Below are 15,701 nucleotides of genomic sequence, written 5' to 3' on the forward strand. Positions count from 1 at the left end.
AAATTGAAGTTCCTATGATAATGGAATTGCAAGTGAAATGGATGCCACTTATTTTTATAAAAACAAAAAAGACATGAAACACTTAACCTTGAAGGTCAAGCATTTCATGTCTCACACGTAATTCTTTTACAATTTTAATTCAATATCGGCAGCTGCTTTTAGTTCTTCAACATGAGCAACAAGCAGTTTTTGCTGTTGTTCTTGATTAATCATTCCTTCGATTTCCTGACTCACTTCTTCAAGCGGTGGCATCTCTTGTCCAGCTTCTTTTGAAGTGGCTGCAGCTTGATCATAGTATTCTTTAATTTCCTTTTCTGACACTTTTCCAGCTGGAGCTACTTTTTCCAGGTACTTGTCAAATATAATGGATTCAGCGATTTGAGCTTTCAATGTTTCTACATCCATGCTTTGTGCTTTGAGGGCTTTCTCCATTTCTTTTTTACCACCAAATTGCTTTTCAAAAACTGAATACTCTTTGTCAATTTCGGATGTAGATGCTTTTAATTTTGCTTCTTGCGCTTTTTGAAGAATCAATGTCTGGTTCACAAGTGACTCAAGAACTTGCGCTTTTACTTGTTCAGCGGCTTCTTTGCTTGACGGGTCTTGTCCCATTTGTTGCATTTGCCCTTGGATTGCCGTCAATGCTGTATTATAGTCCTCACCTGTCAGTTCTTCTTCATTTACAACAGCCACAATCGTTTTCTTATCAACTTGCTGTTCAGCTAGTTTCGCTTGCATCTCTTCCGCAGCTTCTTCTTGTTCTTTAGTTGCTTCTTGTTGTTCTTTAGTTGCTTCTTGTTCTTTAGGTGCTTCTTGTTTTGTTTCTTCTTTAGGCGTTTCTTCTTTTGCTGCTTTATCTTCTTCACCGCAGGCAGCTAAACTAATTGCAAGAGCACCTGCTATAAATGGAAGTAGGACTTTTTTGTACTTCATATCGTTGAACCCCTTTCAAATCTTTCGCTTCTTAATTATTAAAGCTTAAATAGCATCTTACACGAGAAGTGGTCGAAAGATAAACCGATATCCCTCCATGACACTAAATTGTCACCTAGATGTATAGTAACTAACTGATGGATTACTACATTTGGTAAATGTTGTTTATTTTAATGTTATCAATTATACTGAGTTTGTTCGAATTATTAATTATCCACAATTACTAGGTAGGGGGAAGGAAAATGAAACTAGGTGCATTCTCTGTAAGTCTAAGTGTAAAAGACATTCATAAATCAAAATCATTTTACGAAAACCTAGGATTCCAAGTCTCGGGCGGGGATATTACCCAAAATTGGCTTATTTTGAAGAATGATAGTAGCGTAATTGGACTGTTCCAAGGAATGTTTGATCAAAATATTCTGACCTTTAATCCAGGCTGGAACCAAGATGCCAACAATCTCGATTCGTTTACGGACATTCGGGATCTTCAAAAACAACTTAAAGCAAAAGGAATTGAAATGCTGACTGAAGCAGATGAATCAAGTTCAGGGCCTGCGAGTTTTACAATTGAAGATCCAGATGGTAATCCCATTCTTGTAGACCAACACAGATAGATAGCAGTACCCACCACGCCTCTTTACAATGCGGACCACGGTGGGTCGTTTTGTTTTAGGGGGATTCGCAGAAAAAGCAAAAACACCAGTAACTACCACTTTTCTTATGTAGTTTACAAACCCCCATTGTCGGCAATGATTAACGTGCATAGATTAATCATTTATACGAAGGAGCATGAACAATGGCCAATCAAAAACAAGATATCATTAATTACTTCCAAAAACTAGACCGCGGTTTTTTCATGGATGCGCTCAAGGAATTCGCTTATATGGATGAGGCTATCCCAATCGGTCATGAACAAACGATTTCCCAGCCTTCCCTTGTACTCGAAATGACATTGGCTCTCGATTTGCAGTCTCATTCAAAAGTGCTCGAAATTGGAACGGGATCCGGCTACCAGACCGCCCTACTCGCTGCTTTCTCGAACTCCGTTTATACAATTGAACGGATTGCTGCCTTACATGAACAAGCAAAAGATAGATTGAAGAAAGCTGATTTCACCAACGTCCATTTTAAGCTAGATGACGGTAGCACTGGGTGGGACGAGCACGCTCCTTATGATCGAATTATGGTGACCGCCGCTGCTGCCCAAGTGCCACGCGAGTTAATAGATCAACTTGCTGTCGAAGGAAAAATGATCATCCCCGTAGGAACACCCCTCCTACAGGAACTCTTGCTTTTGGAAAAAGACAAAGATGGAGGAATCCAGACGACAGTTTTGGATGAAGTGAGGTTTGTTCCACTGAAAGGGAAATATGAGTAAGTTACAGCATTTATGCAATTACCTCTCTATCCAAAACCGTCGAACTACCGTTCCGTCATCTTCAATAAAGCTTTTGTCCTCAACTCCACCATTCTTTACAATTGTCTTAGCAGATCCAATATTATCATAATTACAAGTTACCAGTACTCGACGGATTCCCAACTCATCACATTTCTTTAATGCCTCAGCAAGAATCCTTGTCGCATGTCCTTTTCTTCGTGCTGCAGGCCGCACTCCATACCCGATATGTCCACCGACATTCTGCAGATAACCTGTCAGCTCGTGCCGTATATCAACCATTGCAAGGACTCTGTTATTTTCATTCACTAAGAAATAATTCGTGCTAGGCATCCATTTCCCGTCCCCAGTCTCCCGGATCTGCAGAGCTTCCAAATAAGCTTCATAGCTCTCGTAGCCTGTGAGATTGAAACTACTAGGAGTCATCCGAGGTTCATCCCATTCATTCATATAAGCTTCATGCTCGTTTTCCCATTCAATGGAAGGTCTAACCAATCGCATATCCATTCCTCATTTCCACTTGAGTAACTTACGAAGTAAGGATGACTCCTGCAAATCCCCCTGTCAAAACTACCTTATTCTCTTGATTCTTGCAGCTGAAGGAAGCCGTGATGGCGATTCGGTTGTTTTCCTGTTTTTCGTATTGTTCAATTTCCACGTCACAGATGATGGTATCTTCCGTAAACACCGGTCTCAGAAACTCGAAATTCATCTTGCGGGCTAAAACATTATGGTCCCCACCCACTTTTGTCGGCAAAGTTGCTGTCAATAAACCCTGAACAACGAGTCTTCCTTGTTCTTCCGGAGTTAGATGGTGATCTCCTTCATCACGGGAAACCTTCGTAAATAATTCCACGTCCTCTTTTGTGAACGTCCGTTCAAATGAAATGATATCCCCTACTTGTAAAAGCAACTCCATTCCTCCCTTTTGTCCTTTTATATAGTTCCAAAGCATGACTTCGTTCCAATTCACTATCAGTTACGTAAGAAGTTTTGATAATCCCCAATTCTTCAACTTGATGTTCTGGTTCATCCATTCCTTATCGGGTGCCTGATATGGAGCGGAAGCCATCAATCTTCCATCCTGCCATTCAGCCGCGCCGGAACGAAGCATCTCATCCAGCAGAATTCCCACGAACTCTTTTGGTTGGGCACGGAAAGCGTGACGTGCAAAATCCTGAAACCAACCGCATTGCAGCAGGTAGTTTTCGAGCTCCTCTTCAGCCAATCCGTCTTTTATAATTAAAGTGAACGAGAAAATCCGTTTGCAGGCATGCCATGAAACTTTTTCAGGCGCGCCGAGCCACTTATCAAACCGTTTTCTTGCTGCATCAATGGCAGCTTGAGGATCGTCTATTTGAGATCCATGTCCAGAATATGCCTGTCGAACCGGGATCTTAGACAACCGTTCCAAACTCTCCATAGACCGGTGGATCGATGCAACACCCTCCCGAAAGATATTTAACCAGCCAATATCTTTTTGATGAAAAAGATCTCCTGCTATCAATATCTCCTCTTCAGGGTCATATAAAGAAATATGTCCCAAAGTATGCCCAGGTGTGTGGAGGACCTTTAAGATTCTGCTCCCTGTATCAATTTCATCGTTATCTGACAGCTTTCGATCTACCTGATAAGGTTCCACAGGCTGGTCTAACCATTCCGCACTGCAAGCTTCAGGGTCAGCAACATTAATTAAATCGGCTTCCCATTTATGCGCGGCAATCGTTACGCCATATTTTTTTTGAAAATGAAAATTGCCACCCACATGGTCACTATGATAGTGCGTGTTTACAATAAGATGCAATTCTTCCGGTGATACACCTGTTTTTTTAATCAATCGCTCAGTTTCATTCACATCACTTCCAAAACCACTATCAATAAGGATTGGTAGTTTATCCTTGATAAGGATCATATTTGCACTTGGAAATCTTCTTTCAATAAAGATAATGTCGGATTGTTTCACAGCTGCTCCTCCTTACATTCATCGACTGGAAAAGTGTTAGAATAGTCAATCATACACATCATACCAAATTGAAAGAATAGTTGATATATAGTTCCGGATTTCTTAATTTAAAATAAGGAACTATTGAGCTATTTTAATGTGGCATGAAGGGCTTCCATTGAATTCTTCAATGATTTTTGTAGACTAACTCCTCACTACTAATTATTTGATACGCAGGATACTTTTTCTGAAATAACGCTCGGACCGTTTCATCATAAAATCGAGCTATTTCTCTTTCTTCATTAAAAGCCTTTGCAAGTACAGCTGGTGTTTCTACATTATCCGGAAAATAGGTCGGCATTATTTTTGAAACTCGTTTGTAAAATAATTTCCCTATTCTCTGCGTTTCTTCTACGTCTAATCGATACAATCCTTTAAACACGTACTCGAAACCACCCGACTCACTTTTCACATGTGCAAATAGTGCTAATTGATGGCGCAGTTTGTGAAGTCGTTTTTCTAAATATTCTTGGTTTTTCACCGGGTCAAAGTTAAACTCTGTAAAATGCTCGTCATCCGCTTCCAACTGATTATTCCAGTCCCCGTTCGGATAAAACTTTAACCCTTTAATGTCAATCTCACTTTGATACTTATGACGTGCTCCACTATGTTGAAGTCCATTATAACCAGCACCAAAACAATTACAGCAATCACTTACCGTTTTAAATACAGGATGATCATTGGCATCTATAAAGCCTTTTCGTATATAAGTAATTGGATTATATTCCGCTTGAAGATCCCAAGGTGAAAATCCGTCTTCCGCAATCAACCTATGAATCTTTGATACAATAGAATCTACTTGCATATTAACTTCTACTATATTATTCGATACAGTAACTCGGAACACTTCACAATCCAAAGCTTGTACAATATCATTCTGACGTATCTTATCCCTTATCAACATTTCTCCTGTCTGATGATAAGGCTCATCGATTTCTACAATAATATCAAATTGGGGAAAATAGATATCCGCGAGTGCATAACTCTTAGTAATCAAATCCCGAAGAATATACTGCTGCGTAATCATTTTTACATCCACATTATTTATTAAATGCCAAATACGAGAAACAACATAATTCTCATCATTCTTTTTATTTGTTTTTGATAATTGTTTTTTTATGAATTGATACTTATCCAAGATAACTTCCTACTTTCGACTATTTATAGTAATGACTAACACTAGAAGTTAGATTAGTTTAACACCATATATTAGATCAATGGTAATTACTTTAATGCAGTAACATTTATAAATGGGCGCGATTCGTCTATACTAAATTTATCCCCAACAATTAAAAGGAGGTTTCTCAATGGCGTATGTATTACAAGTCGATTTCTATCAAGAAGGACCTTTTGGCGCAGAGATGGTTGGCGCGTTTAAAGATTTGGCAAATAGTATTAACGAAGAAAAAGGATTCATCTGGAAGATTTGGACGGAGAATGAGGAAACCAAGGAAGCCGGCGGTATCTATTTATTTGAAAGCAAAGCAGATGCCGAAAATTATTTAACCAAACATACAAAACGATTGAATGGCTTTGGCATTACAAATGTCAATGGAAAGATTTTCGAAACAAATGATGCATTGACAACAATCAATCACGGCCCATTGGAATAAGTGATCAGTGCCTGCGTAACGAACAATCACGATGGTTTCTTGCGCAGGCATCTGAAATTTATGTTACCAACGATTATCTCTCCACGTTCATCTGTTGTTGCTCTGTTTCCACTAAAAAAGATGAAGAATCTAATCGAAATTGATTCTTCACCTTAAATCAAACTTCCAGTCTAATAATCCAAACATCATTGGTAGCCCATTCATTCGGTTCAGCTTGAAAAATGCAATGAATCGGTTCACCGACGCATCTCCGCAATTTATTTTCTTCATCATTTTCCGGCTTCTTTGAATTAAGTATTGTTTGTGATTTCTTAAAAAAACAAAACCCACTCCCGATGTCATACTGAATTCATCAAGATGGATGGGTCGTGTGTAGATTAAAATATTTTCATTTAAACTTTCACTTAGCCCCCTGTCTATAATCTGAACAGTCTTTGCGTTCCTTAATACATCCTTTAGTTCAATGATCCCCTAAAAATAGAATTTATCTATAAAAGCTCAAACAAAAAAACCCTATCGGATGCTCTACAATTAGCGCACACATTATATATTTTATCTAGCACTCTGAAGATTACCCTCCTCTTTTCTTTATGCAAGTATGATTTTTTGTCTCAAGAACTCAGTGAATAAGTCCCTAGACCAAACGGAAATCTAATTCTGATAGATTGGCAGTAAATTAAGGGTTTGTTATAAATACGGTAGCAATAGGATATATTAAAAAGACCGCAACGATGTTGTAGCATCGGTGCCGTACTTATAATAGGCAGATTCCCGTATGGCGGTCAGTGTCACTAGATGAAAAAATCCACCTGAGTGCAGAGAAACTCAAGGGTGGATTATTTCTTTTTTGACATGGAATACACTAATGCAAGCATCGCATATATTTTGTATTATTATACAATTGATTTGTATTCACTGAATAGGTACCTAAAATCAACTTCCACAAGCTGTAATCATTTTCCGCATAGGTTAAAAGAATATCGAAATGGTAAAAGCGAGTATAAATACTGTAACTGTTTTTAAAATGGTGATGATGAAAATATCTTTATAAGATTGACGATGCGTTAGTCCCGTAATTGCAAGTAATGTGATGACAGCTCCATTGTGTGGAAGTGTATCCATTCCACCGGATGCCATTGATGCAATTCGGTGTAGGAGTTCAGGACTAATCCCTAAATTTTGTGCCATTTGTAAGTATTGGCTTCCCATAACTTCTAATACAATTGATAATCCACCGGATGCGGAACCTGTGACCCCTGAAAGTACGTTAACAGCAATAGCTTCTGATATGAGTGGGTTGTTACTTGCGTTGAACACCCAATTTTGAATGCTCGCAAATCCAGGTAGTGTTTTGATGACATTTCCAAAACCGACCTCAGATGCTGTATTGAAAATTGCCAATAACGCCCCCGCCGCGGCAGCTGTCAATCCGCTCGCAAGTTTTAATTTAATTCTTTTGATATTTAAGAGCATTGCAACCAGAGTCCCTATCGTAAGTGCTGCAATTAATGACCATGAGGATGAGATTGTGCTAACATCGGCAATATTAAATGTCTCATTTAACATTGTGGCATCATACCAATGCTTCACTGACATGGCAGTACGACTAAATGTAAAATTAAGCGCTATTACAATCACGAGTGGTACAATTGACATCCAAAAGTTTGGTAAGTTTTGATGTTCATTATTCTCTGGCTCATTAATATGATTTTCCCCATAGCCCTCTCCATTTGCTTGCGCTTGCTTCCGTCGATGTTCTAACCAAAGCATTCCGCCGATGAAGATCATAATTCCACCGATGATCCCAACCATTGGGGCAGCATATGTATCTGTTCCAAAATAGTTTGTCGGGATAATATTTTGAATTTGTGGTGTTCCAGGTAAAGCATCCATTGTATAAGTAAAAGCTCCAAGTGCAATGGTTCCGGGAATAAGTCGCTTCGGAATATCAGATTCTTTAAATATGGCAGAAGCAAATGGATAAACCGCAAATGCAACTACGAATAATGAAATTCCTCCATATGTCAGTACGGAACAAGCTAATACAACAGCTAGAATTGCTCGCTTTGAACCTAAAGTTTTAACAATCGTTCGAGCGATAGATGCGGCTGCACCACTCATTTCCATTACTTTTCCAAACACTGCTCCCAATAAAAAGATTGGGAAAAACGCTTTAATATAGTTTGCAGCATAAGGCATAAAAACCTCTGTATAGCTTGGCAGCAAGTGGCCGCCAGATATAACAACGGCAAGCAAGGTTACAATCGGGGCGATGATGATCACTGGATATCCCCGGTATGCTAAAAAGATTAATAATCCAAGTGCTAGAATAATAGCAAAAATTTCAATGAACAATGTATGACACCCCTTCTTTACTGTCTGAAACATATCTAGCAAGCTAAACTATAGCCTCATTAACGATATATTTCGCAATCAATTTCATCTAGTCTCCCTTCCCCAAGTCAGACTAGATGATTTTCCCCATAAACTTTTGATGAGAACGTTTACAATGAATAATGTACTGTTTCCATTCTCATTTTCCCAACTTATTTTAACACTTATAACAAATGACATAAACCACTCATCTAAACAACATGCAATTATCATGCCAATTATAAAGAAATCCAGAAATTACAGTAAAAAATTGAATATTTCCTAGAAAAGACTGCAGTTTATGAAAAAACTCATTTAAACAAGCACGATTAGTAGGAGAGTAAGTAGAAAATACACAAAACATTTATAAAGTGTTAATTTTTCCGGACAATAAATCTCAAAGCATTCACATTGTTGTTAGGATTTCCGTACAGCCACCTGTTTTTCACGGAAAAATCGTACGGAAAATCGTACACTTTATAATTTTATGAGGAATTTTGAAAACAAAAAACTCCCACTGCTTGGCAATGAGAGTAACCGCGTTATAAGCCATATTTATTTAATTTTTCATAGAGCGCAGTACGGCTAATCCCGAGTTTTTTGGCCGTTTCGGTTTTATTTCCATTCACTTGGCGTAAACACTCCATAATTGCATTCCGTTCTGCCTCATCTAGAACCTTAGCCAAAGGCCGAATAGAAGTCGTCTTATGATTGGCTGTAATAGCATCAGGTAAATGTTTTGATTCAATAACGTCTTCTTTGTCTACCATATTCACAGCGCGCTCAATTGTATTTTCCAGTTCACGAACGTTTCCCGGCCACGAATAGCCGCGCAAAATGTGTAAAGCTTGATGACTGATGCCTAGTACAGGTAATTTCATAATGTTTCGATATTTTTCAAGAAAATAAGTAACAAGAATTTCAATGTCTTCAATCCGTCCTTTTAATGAAGGCACATTTATTTCCATTACTTTTAAACGATAATATAGATCGAGCCGGAATTCCCTTATTGCGACCATTTCTTCAAGATTACGATTAGTCGCAGCAATCACTCGTACATCTATCGGAATTGTACCAGTGGCACCAATACGTTCCACTTCTTTTTCTTGTAAAACACGCAATAGTTTTACTTGCATATGAAGTGGGAGTTCTCCTATTTCATCAAGAAAAATCGTTCCGCCATTAGCTGCTTCAAATTTCCCTGTTTTCCCACCCCTTTTAGCACCAGTAAACGAGCCCCCTTCATATCCAAAAAGTTCGGATTCGAGAAGTTCGGACGGGATGGCTGCGCAGTTCACTTTGACAAACACGCCCATCGCACGGCGACTTTCATTATGAATGGAGTGTGCAAATAATTCCTTCCCAGTCCCGCTTTGCCCTAGGATTAAGACATTGGAATCGCTTTTCGCCATTTTTCTTGCCTGGTCTTTCACGTCCTTAAAAGCTGTGCTATTCCCAATCAAATGATCAAACATATAAGTGGCTTTGTTTCCTTCACGAAACACACCCTTATACACTTTGAGTTCGTTTTCAATAGATTGGATTCGTTTAGAAAGAGAGGTGAACTGGCTAACATTTTTGAAAAGTATCTTTCCAACTACCCCAATTACCTTTCCTTGTTTAAGGATCGGTGAGCGACTGGCTATCATATAATTATTATTGACTTTCTGAAGCTCAGCCGTCTCTTGCTTCCCTGTCTCCGCTACGATATGCATGCGTGTATTTTCAATTACCTCTGTCACATGTTTCCCGATTGAACTTTCTTGATCTACACCAAGAAAATCTGCATAAGGACGACTAAGCATTTGGATATATCCTTCTTTATCGACCGCAACTATTCCGTCATAGGCATATTCTATAATGTCCCTGAACAAAATTTCGTCATGGGAATCAATAATAACAGTCTTATCATCGTCGCCCATTCCCATTCCCATTCTCCTTACTTTCCCTCTGTTATATACCTTCATTATAACATACGAAAACCGTCTAGCTTTAGCTAAAGAGATGATTTTGATTGCAGAGAAATGGCCGAAGTAACCCAATACCAATCATTCTCACTGAAACTAATCTCTTTTTTTGCTTTTATTTTCCCTCTTCACTTTCCTAAGTTGAATAAATTGGCAATCTCGTTCACGTAATTTCCGAAAAACGTCTGCTTCTTCATATGCATAAATCCCTTCACCTGATTTTGTGCCTAATTTATTTTTCTTCACTTGCTGTCGTATAATGACAGGGGCTTCCTTGCTTTCCGCCAACTCAGGTGCAACATTATCAAAAACGCGCTGCCACGTATCAAGTCCACCAAAATCTGCAATTTCGAGCGGACCGGTAAATGCCCAGCGGAAACCTGGACCCGCTGTAATCGCCGTATCAATATCTTCGGCGCTAGCCACTCCTTCATTTAATAGATAGAAAGCTTCCCGCATTAACGCTGTTTGTAAACGATTGGCAATAAATCCCGTAACATCCCTCTTTAGAACAATAGGTTCTTTATCAATGCTATACATAAGTTCGAGTGTTTTCTTTACTACCTCATCTTTAGTTTGTTGATGCCTCACGATTTCAACTAATCCTCTTGTTCGACATGCAATGCTAAATTATCCAGGAGCATTTTCTTTGCTTTTACTAAAGATTGTTCACTTACATCATTCAAGGAAACAGAATAACCACCTTTTTTATTTTCAAAAGTATGATACAATTGTGATGTATAAAATTCCCCTAAACAAAATTCACCACCTTCCCCAAAGGTTATTTGTGAAACAGCAATAGATTCCCTTACTTACTTAAACACGATGACATAACCATTACATATTTTAATGGAGGTGTGTAGGATGGTTAAAGATAAAGTAGCAATCATTACCGGTTCTGCAAGAGGGATTGGCTTTGAGATTGGCAGGATCTTTGCGGAAAACGGTGCGAAAGTTGTGTTGTCTGATGTCAATCAAAGTGCAGTCGAAGAATCTTCACTTGCCCTTCGAAACGAAGGATTTGATGTGATTGGTGTGAAAGCAGACGTTACAAGTGAGGATGAAATCGTCCAACTTATTGAACAAACGAAACAAAAATTTGGTCGTATCGATATATTTATTAACAATGCCGGCTTACAACATGTTTCACCAATTGAGGAATTTCCAACAGAAAAATTCGAACTTATGATTAAAATAATGTTGACTGCACCATTTATTTCAATAAAGCACGTTTTGCCAATTATGAAAGAACAAAAATTCGGCAGAATTATTAATATTGCATCCATAAATGGCTTAATCGGCTTTGCTAACAAGGCTGCGTACAACAGTGCAAAGCACGGGGTCATTGGTCTTACAAAGGTTGCGGCCTTAGAAAGCGCTTCGTCGGGAATAACAGTCAATGCCCTTTGCCCAGGTTATGTGGACACACCGCTCGTTCGTGGCCAACTTGAAGACTTAGCAAAAACGAGGAAGGTACCACTGGAACGCGTGTTAGAGGAAGTAATCTATCCGCTCGTTCCACAAAATCGTTTGCTAGATGTAAGTGAAATTGCTGATTATGCAATCTTCTTGGCAAGTGAAAAAGCACGAGGCGTTACCGGTCAAGCGGTTGTACTTGATGGCGGTTATACTGCACAATAATAATCTTTGTCGCTGGATAATGGAGTATATTGCACCTTTTAATGAAGGGACCTCGTTCATTTTTCAGGATTTCTAGTAGTGCTACAATTGTAAAAGAAAAAAGACTATAGGCAAACACCATAATTTCCGGAGTTTGTCTACAGTCTGAAACGCACAGTAATGTGCGTTTTTTGTTACTGATAAAACAGATTCTTTCTACATCCTTCATATGCTCAAATAGAAGGACGATGACTCATTCTGTTTTCATAGGAGTTGAAGCGTTTAGCAACTGTTGAAAGCATAAGCTAAAACGTTCCTATTGCTCTAACCCACTCTACCTTAATAGATTGACCCCATCGATTGAAGTCATGTGTAAACTTTGCTTCTTTTTCATTTAACACTTGAGCATTACATGAAACGATTTCGTCGTTATAATGTAAATTCACTTCATATTGGCCAGGTGCTGGTAATGAGTAAAATGGGTATAGTCCATTTTCGGGGCACCAATTCACTGAATAGAATTTGCCTAGCAATTTCCGGAGTATGGGAATATTCCCTTTTTCCAAAGCTTGACGAATACGTGTTGAACTAATCTTTTCCCCATCATATTCCATCAACTCTAGTGCTGACACTTTAAAATGTCCTTCTCCTTGTTTTTCAAGTGTCTGTGCACACCCACTGCCTCGGGCTCCATAGTGAAAGTCAACCCCACACACAACATGCATCGCATTTAATCCTATCAAAAAGCTTTGTACGAAATCAGCTGATGAAAGGCTTGCGATGTCTTGATCAAAATGAACTAAAAACAATGTATCAATACCAAGCTCCTCAAGTACTGCTTGTTTATCTGCAAGCGGCATTAAATACTGAAACGAATTTGGCAGATTGCTTATAACCGTTTTCGGATGTGGAAAAAAGCTCATTACTGCTGCTGGAACCCTATTAATCTCTGCCAATCGTTTAGCTTCTTGAATGACGGATAAGTGGCCTTTATGCAAACCGTCAAAAAAGCCAATTGCAAGCACTTGCTGTTGAAATTGATTTTGCCATTGTTTAATCGTTTGACTTGTTAAATGAATTGTTTGCATAAAAAGCCCTCCCACATTAAATTTGAACCGCTAACCTCTGGGCAACATCATAGATTAAATCCTCTTGACCACCAACCGCCTTCATGCGACCTAATTCAACCAAAATACCCCGTTCGTCAACACCAAATCGTTTGGAGGCAACCTGTGTATGCAAGAGGAAACTTGAATACACACCAGAATAGCCCATGATTAAGCTTGAACCTGTTATTTCTTGTGGTCTTGGCATATATTTTGCAACAACATCATTTGCGACATCCATGATTTTATAAAAATCAATGCCTGTTTGGTACCCGAGACGATCTAGAACGGCAACCATCACCTCTGTTTGTGTGTTCCCACTTCCAGCGCCTAAAGCACGTAAACTGCCATCGATATATGTAGCACCCGCTTCAACTGCTGCAATTGTATTCGCCATAGCCATTCCTAAATTATTGTGCCCGTGGAAACCGACTTCGCAGCCGACCGATTGCTTAACTGCTGAAATACGATCAGTAACATCCTGAGGTAACATATATCCTGCAGAATCAGTTACATAAATGATCTCCGCACCATAGCTTTCGAAGAGTTTTGCTTGTTCTACAATTTTCTCTACTGACGCCATATGAGACATCATCAGAAAACCAACTGTTTTTAGTCCTAACTCACGCCCTAATGCAATATGCTGAGCGGCAACGTCTGCCTCTGTAACATGCGTTGCGACACGGACCATTTTCGCACCTGCTTTTACGGCATCTTGCAAATCGCCCTTCACACCTATTCCAGGAATTAACAGCACAGAGACTTCCGCTTGCTTACAAGCATCTGCTGCAATTTCGATTAACTTTAACTCGTCATGTGCAGACAAACCGTACTGTAAAGATGATCCGCCAAGGCCGTCTCCATGAGATACTTCAAAATAGCGAATGCCTGCTTCATCTAACCCTCTTGCTGTTTCAAGCACTTGTTGCGGAGTAAAAGAATGAGACATCGAATGGCTTCCATCACGAAGTGTTACATCTAATATTTCAAATGATCTTTTTTCCATTTGTCCCTCTCCTTACGCGTTAGTCGCCGCTAATTCTTTTGCCATTTCATTGGCTACTTTAGCAGAAGCGGCAGTCATAATATCCAAGTTACCTGAATAGGCAGGGAAGAAATCGCCCGCACCTTCAACTTCTATAAAGACCGTTACACGCTGCCCATCAAATTGTGGTGCCCCTCGTAAACGATAGCCTGGTACATACTCTTGAACTTCTATTACCATTTTCTTAATAGAAGCAATAACTTCTGCTTCATCGAAATCCGCATCTTTGATCAATGCATTTACTGTGTCACGCATAATAACTGGTGGCTCTGCAGGATTCAAAATAATAATCGCTTTTCCTTTATCAGCTCCACCCACTTCTTCAATTGCACGTGCTGTTGTATGTGTAAACTCGTCAATATTGGCACGTGTACCTGGACCGGCGCTTTTACTAGCAACCGTTGCCACAATTTCCGCATACGCCACAGGTGCAATTCGACTAATTGCATAGACAATTGGAATCGTTGCTTGTCCACCACACGTAACCATGTTGACATTTGACGATGCGAAATTCGCTTTCAGATTAACAGGTGGTACAGTGAAAGGACCGATTGCTGCAGGCGTTAAATCAATTACTTTCTTTCCAGCTGACGTTAGTAAATCACTATGCGCTTTATGTGCATATGCACTCGTCGCATCAAACACGATATCGACTAAATCTAAACGCTCCATTAACCCATCAATACCAGTAGAAATAACTGTATAACCTGCATCTTTCGCGCGTTTTAGCCCTTCAGAATCTGGATCAATCCCTACCATGACACTCATTTCGAGTGAATCGCAGCGTTCAATTTTATACATTAAATCCGTTCCAATGTTCCCTGAACCAATTATTCCTACTTTTAATTTGTTCATACTTTCACCTCTGCCGCTTGAAATGAAATGCTTACTTCGCCTAACTCACCGAAATCTGCCTTAAAGTGGTCACCATTTGTAAATGGTAACGCTTTGGATAATGCTCCTGACAGGACAAACATGCCTGGTTGAATGCTAATGTCATAACGACTCACTTCATTTGCTAACCAGACTACCGCATTTAAAGGGTTTCCTAGTACCGCATCACTGGTCGCTTTGTCGATGCATTCATCATTTTTATATACCGTCATGCCTATTTTAGCGATATCAACATTCGGTAATAGCGTCTTTCGTGCACCTAATACCGCGCCAGCTGATGATCCATTATCTGCAACTGTGTCTTCAAACTTAATGCGCCAATCTTCTATTCGACTATCAATGATTTCAATTGACGGTACGACATAGTCCGTAGCTTCAATCACATCTTGTATCGTCACATTCGGCCCTTTTAGAGCTTCCCTAAAGACAAAGGCAATTTCAAATTCTACTTTTGGCTGTATGAATTGTTCTGTATCAACAGCCAAATGTTCATCAAAAACCATCGTATCTAAAATGAATCCGTAATCTGGTGTATGCACATTTAACATTTCTTGCATTACTTTGCTCGTTAAACCAATTTTTAAGCCTTTTACGACGGCTCCTTCGCTAACTTTTCGCCCTATTTGATGCAGTTGAATGCTGTAGGCATCATCAGCAGTAATATTTGGTTCTATTTCAGTTAAAGGGGCAATGGGCTGTTTAGACAACTCTGCATTTAGTAGCTTTTGTGCTATCGCCTGAATTTCCATGAA

At 39.3% G+C, this 15,701-nt stretch carries 17 protein-coding genes; 4 read left to right on the plus strand and 13 right to left on the minus strand.

Features of this window, described 5'->3' with window-relative positions:
• Nucleotides 1-126: 126 nt before the first annotated feature.
• The gene (locus AC25Y6_RS07015) at nucleotides 127-933 is read right to left on the minus strand and encodes a SurA N-terminal domain-containing protein (RefSeq protein ID WP_488142471.1); all 807 of its coding nucleotides are present in this window, start codon (nucleotides 931-933) and stop codon (nucleotides 127-129) included.
• Nucleotides 934-1,175: 242 nt separating this feature from the next.
• Here AC25Y6_RS07015 and AC25Y6_RS07020 point away from each other — a divergent pair, with 242 nt between their 5' ends.
• Entirely contained in the window at nucleotides 1,176-1,547 is a 372-nt protein-coding gene (locus AC25Y6_RS07020; protein ID WP_482104527.1) for a VOC family protein, read from the plus strand.
• Nucleotides 1,548-1,729: 182 nt separating this feature from the next.
• Nucleotides 1,730-2,311 carry a protein-L-isoaspartate(D-aspartate) O-methyltransferase gene (locus AC25Y6_RS07025; RefSeq protein WP_488142472.1) on the plus strand — a complete coding sequence of 194 codons (582 nt, stop codon included), beginning with the start codon at nucleotides 1,730-1,732 and terminating at the stop codon, nucleotides 2,309-2,311.
• Nucleotides 2,312-2,329: 18 nt separating this feature from the next.
• Here AC25Y6_RS07025 and AC25Y6_RS07030 read toward each other — a convergent pair whose 3' ends face one another.
• The 4 genes from AC25Y6_RS07030 to AC25Y6_RS07045 form a co-directional block, all read right to left on the minus strand.
• A complete protein-coding gene (locus AC25Y6_RS07030; protein ID WP_488142473.1) occupies nucleotides 2,330-2,836 on the minus strand; it encodes a GNAT family N-acetyltransferase in 507 nt (168 codons plus the stop codon).
• Nucleotides 2,837-2,858: 22 nt separating this feature from the next.
• Complete coding sequence (locus AC25Y6_RS07035; protein ID WP_482104530.1) at nucleotides 2,859-3,242, minus strand: hotdog family protein; 384 nt, start codon at nucleotides 3,240-3,242, stop codon at nucleotides 2,859-2,861.
• A 66-nt stretch (nucleotides 3,243-3,308) separates the two neighbouring features.
• Nucleotides 3,309-4,292: an MBL fold metallo-hydrolase gene (locus AC25Y6_RS07040; RefSeq protein ID WP_488142474.1), complete on the minus strand. Its 984-nt coding sequence runs from the start codon at nucleotides 4,290-4,292 to the stop codon at nucleotides 3,309-3,311.
• A gap of 166 nt (nucleotides 4,293-4,458) precedes the next feature.
• Nucleotides 4,459-5,469 carry an AbaSI family restriction endonuclease gene (locus tag AC25Y6_RS07045; protein ID WP_488142475.1) on the minus strand — a complete coding sequence of 337 codons (1,011 nt, stop codon included), beginning with the start codon at nucleotides 5,467-5,469 and terminating at the stop codon, nucleotides 4,459-4,461.
• Nucleotides 5,470-5,638: 169 nt separating this feature from the next.
• On the opposite strand from AC25Y6_RS07045, the gene AC25Y6_RS07050 reads away from it, so the two are divergent.
• Entirely contained in the window at nucleotides 5,639-5,944 is a 306-nt protein-coding gene (locus tag AC25Y6_RS07050; RefSeq protein ID WP_482101992.1) for a monooxygenase, read from the plus strand.
• A gap of 147 nt (nucleotides 5,945-6,091) precedes the next feature.
• On the opposite strand, the gene AC25Y6_RS07055 is transcribed toward AC25Y6_RS07050, so the two are convergent.
• From AC25Y6_RS07055 to AC25Y6_RS07070, 4 genes are all read right to left on the minus strand, one after another.
• Nucleotides 6,092-6,412, minus strand: a complete 321-nt coding sequence (locus AC25Y6_RS07055; protein WP_488142560.1) for a DUF7986 domain-containing protein — start codon at nucleotides 6,410-6,412, stop codon at nucleotides 6,092-6,094.
• A gap of 501 nt (nucleotides 6,413-6,913) precedes the next feature.
• The gene (locus AC25Y6_RS07060) at nucleotides 6,914-8,299 is read right to left on the minus strand and encodes a GntP family permease (RefSeq protein ID WP_488142476.1); all 1,386 of its coding nucleotides are present in this window, start codon (nucleotides 8,297-8,299) and stop codon (nucleotides 6,914-6,916) included.
• Nucleotides 8,300-8,859: 560 nt separating this feature from the next.
• Entirely contained in the window at nucleotides 8,860-10,284 is a 1,425-nt protein-coding gene (locus AC25Y6_RS07065) for a sigma-54 interaction domain-containing protein (RefSeq protein WP_488142477.1), read from the minus strand.
• Nucleotides 10,285-10,380: 96 nt separating this feature from the next.
• On the minus strand, nucleotides 10,381-10,875 hold the full coding sequence (locus AC25Y6_RS07070; RefSeq protein ID WP_488142478.1) for a 3-hydroxyacyl-CoA dehydrogenase family protein: 495 nt from the start codon (nucleotides 10,873-10,875) through the stop codon (nucleotides 10,381-10,383).
• Nucleotides 10,876-11,148: 273 nt separating this feature from the next.
• On the opposite strand from AC25Y6_RS07070, the gene AC25Y6_RS07075 reads away from it, so the two are divergent.
• On the plus strand, nucleotides 11,149-11,925 hold the full coding sequence (locus tag AC25Y6_RS07075) for a 3-hydroxybutyrate dehydrogenase (RefSeq protein ID WP_488142479.1): 777 nt from the start codon (nucleotides 11,149-11,151) through the stop codon (nucleotides 11,923-11,925).
• Between the two features lie 284 nt (nucleotides 11,926-12,209).
• Here AC25Y6_RS07075 and AC25Y6_RS07080 read toward each other — a convergent pair whose 3' ends face one another.
• The 4 genes from AC25Y6_RS07080 to AC25Y6_RS07095 are packed head-to-tail and all read right to left on the minus strand — an operon-like array spanning nucleotide 12,210 to nucleotide 15,698.
• The gene (locus tag AC25Y6_RS07080; RefSeq protein ID WP_488142480.1) at nucleotides 12,210-12,992 is read right to left on the minus strand and encodes an adenylyltransferase/cytidyltransferase family protein; all 783 of its coding nucleotides are present in this window, start codon (nucleotides 12,990-12,992) and stop codon (nucleotides 12,210-12,212) included.
• A gap of 16 nt (nucleotides 12,993-13,008) precedes the next feature.
• Nucleotides 13,009-14,016 (minus strand): 4-hydroxy-2-oxovalerate aldolase, encoded by a 1,008-nt coding sequence (gene dmpG, locus AC25Y6_RS07085; RefSeq protein WP_488142481.1) that lies wholly within the window; start codon nucleotides 14,014-14,016, stop codon nucleotides 13,009-13,011.
• A gap of 12 nt (nucleotides 14,017-14,028) precedes the next feature.
• Nucleotides 14,029-14,910 carry an acetaldehyde dehydrogenase (acetylating) gene (locus AC25Y6_RS07090; RefSeq protein WP_488142482.1) on the minus strand — a complete coding sequence of 294 codons (882 nt, stop codon included), beginning with the start codon at nucleotides 14,908-14,910 and terminating at the stop codon, nucleotides 14,029-14,031.
• Nucleotides 14,907-15,698, minus strand: a complete 792-nt coding sequence (locus tag AC25Y6_RS07095) for a 2-keto-4-pentenoate hydratase (RefSeq protein WP_488142483.1) — start codon at nucleotides 15,696-15,698, stop codon at nucleotides 14,907-14,909. Before AC25Y6_RS07095 ends, AC25Y6_RS07090 begins: the two co-directional genes overlap by 4 nt.
• Nucleotides 15,699-15,701 lie beyond the last annotated feature (3 nt).

This window comes from Sporosarcina sp. Y1004 (assembly GCF_057669665.1).

What these genes read in the sequence shown, in the direction of transcription:
- AC25Y6_RS07065 (WP_488142477.1), bottom strand. Translation starts at nt 10,284, where the DNA reads ATGAAGGTATATAACAGAGGGAAAGTAAGGAGAATGGGAATGGGAATG.
- AC25Y6_RS07050 (WP_482101992.1), top strand. Translation starts at nt 5,639, where the DNA reads ATGGCGTATGTATTACAAGTCGATTTCTATCAAGAAGGACCTTTTGGC.
- AC25Y6_RS07075 (WP_488142479.1), top strand. Translation starts at nt 11,149, where the DNA reads ATGGTTAAAGATAAAGTAGCAATCATTACCGGTTCTGCAAGAGGGATT.
- AC25Y6_RS07015 (WP_488142471.1), bottom strand. Translation starts at nt 933, where the DNA reads ATGAAGTACAAAAAAGTCCTACTTCCATTTATAGCAGGTGCTCTTGCA.
- dmpG (WP_488142481.1), bottom strand. Translation starts at nt 14,016, where the DNA reads ATGGAAAAAAGATCATTTGAAATATTAGATGTAACACTTCGTGATGGA.
- AC25Y6_RS07030 (WP_488142473.1), bottom strand. Translation starts at nt 2,836, where the DNA reads ATGGATATGCGATTGGTTAGACCTTCCATTGAATGGGAAAACGAGCAT.
- AC25Y6_RS07025 (WP_488142472.1), top strand. Translation starts at nt 1,730, where the DNA reads ATGGCCAATCAAAAACAAGATATCATTAATTACTTCCAAAAACTAGAC.
- AC25Y6_RS07020 (WP_482104527.1), top strand. Translation starts at nt 1,176, where the DNA reads ATGAAACTAGGTGCATTCTCTGTAAGTCTAAGTGTAAAAGACATTCAT.
- AC25Y6_RS07080 (WP_488142480.1), bottom strand. Translation starts at nt 12,992, where the DNA reads ATGCAAACAATTCATTTAACAAGTCAAACGATTAAACAATGGCAAAAT.
- AC25Y6_RS07090 (WP_488142482.1), bottom strand. Translation starts at nt 14,910, where the DNA reads ATGAACAAATTAAAAGTAGGAATAATTGGTTCAGGGAACATTGGAACG.
- AC25Y6_RS07095 (WP_488142483.1), bottom strand. Translation starts at nt 15,698, where the DNA reads ATGGAAATTCAGGCGATAGCACAAAAGCTACTAAATGCAGAGTTGTCT.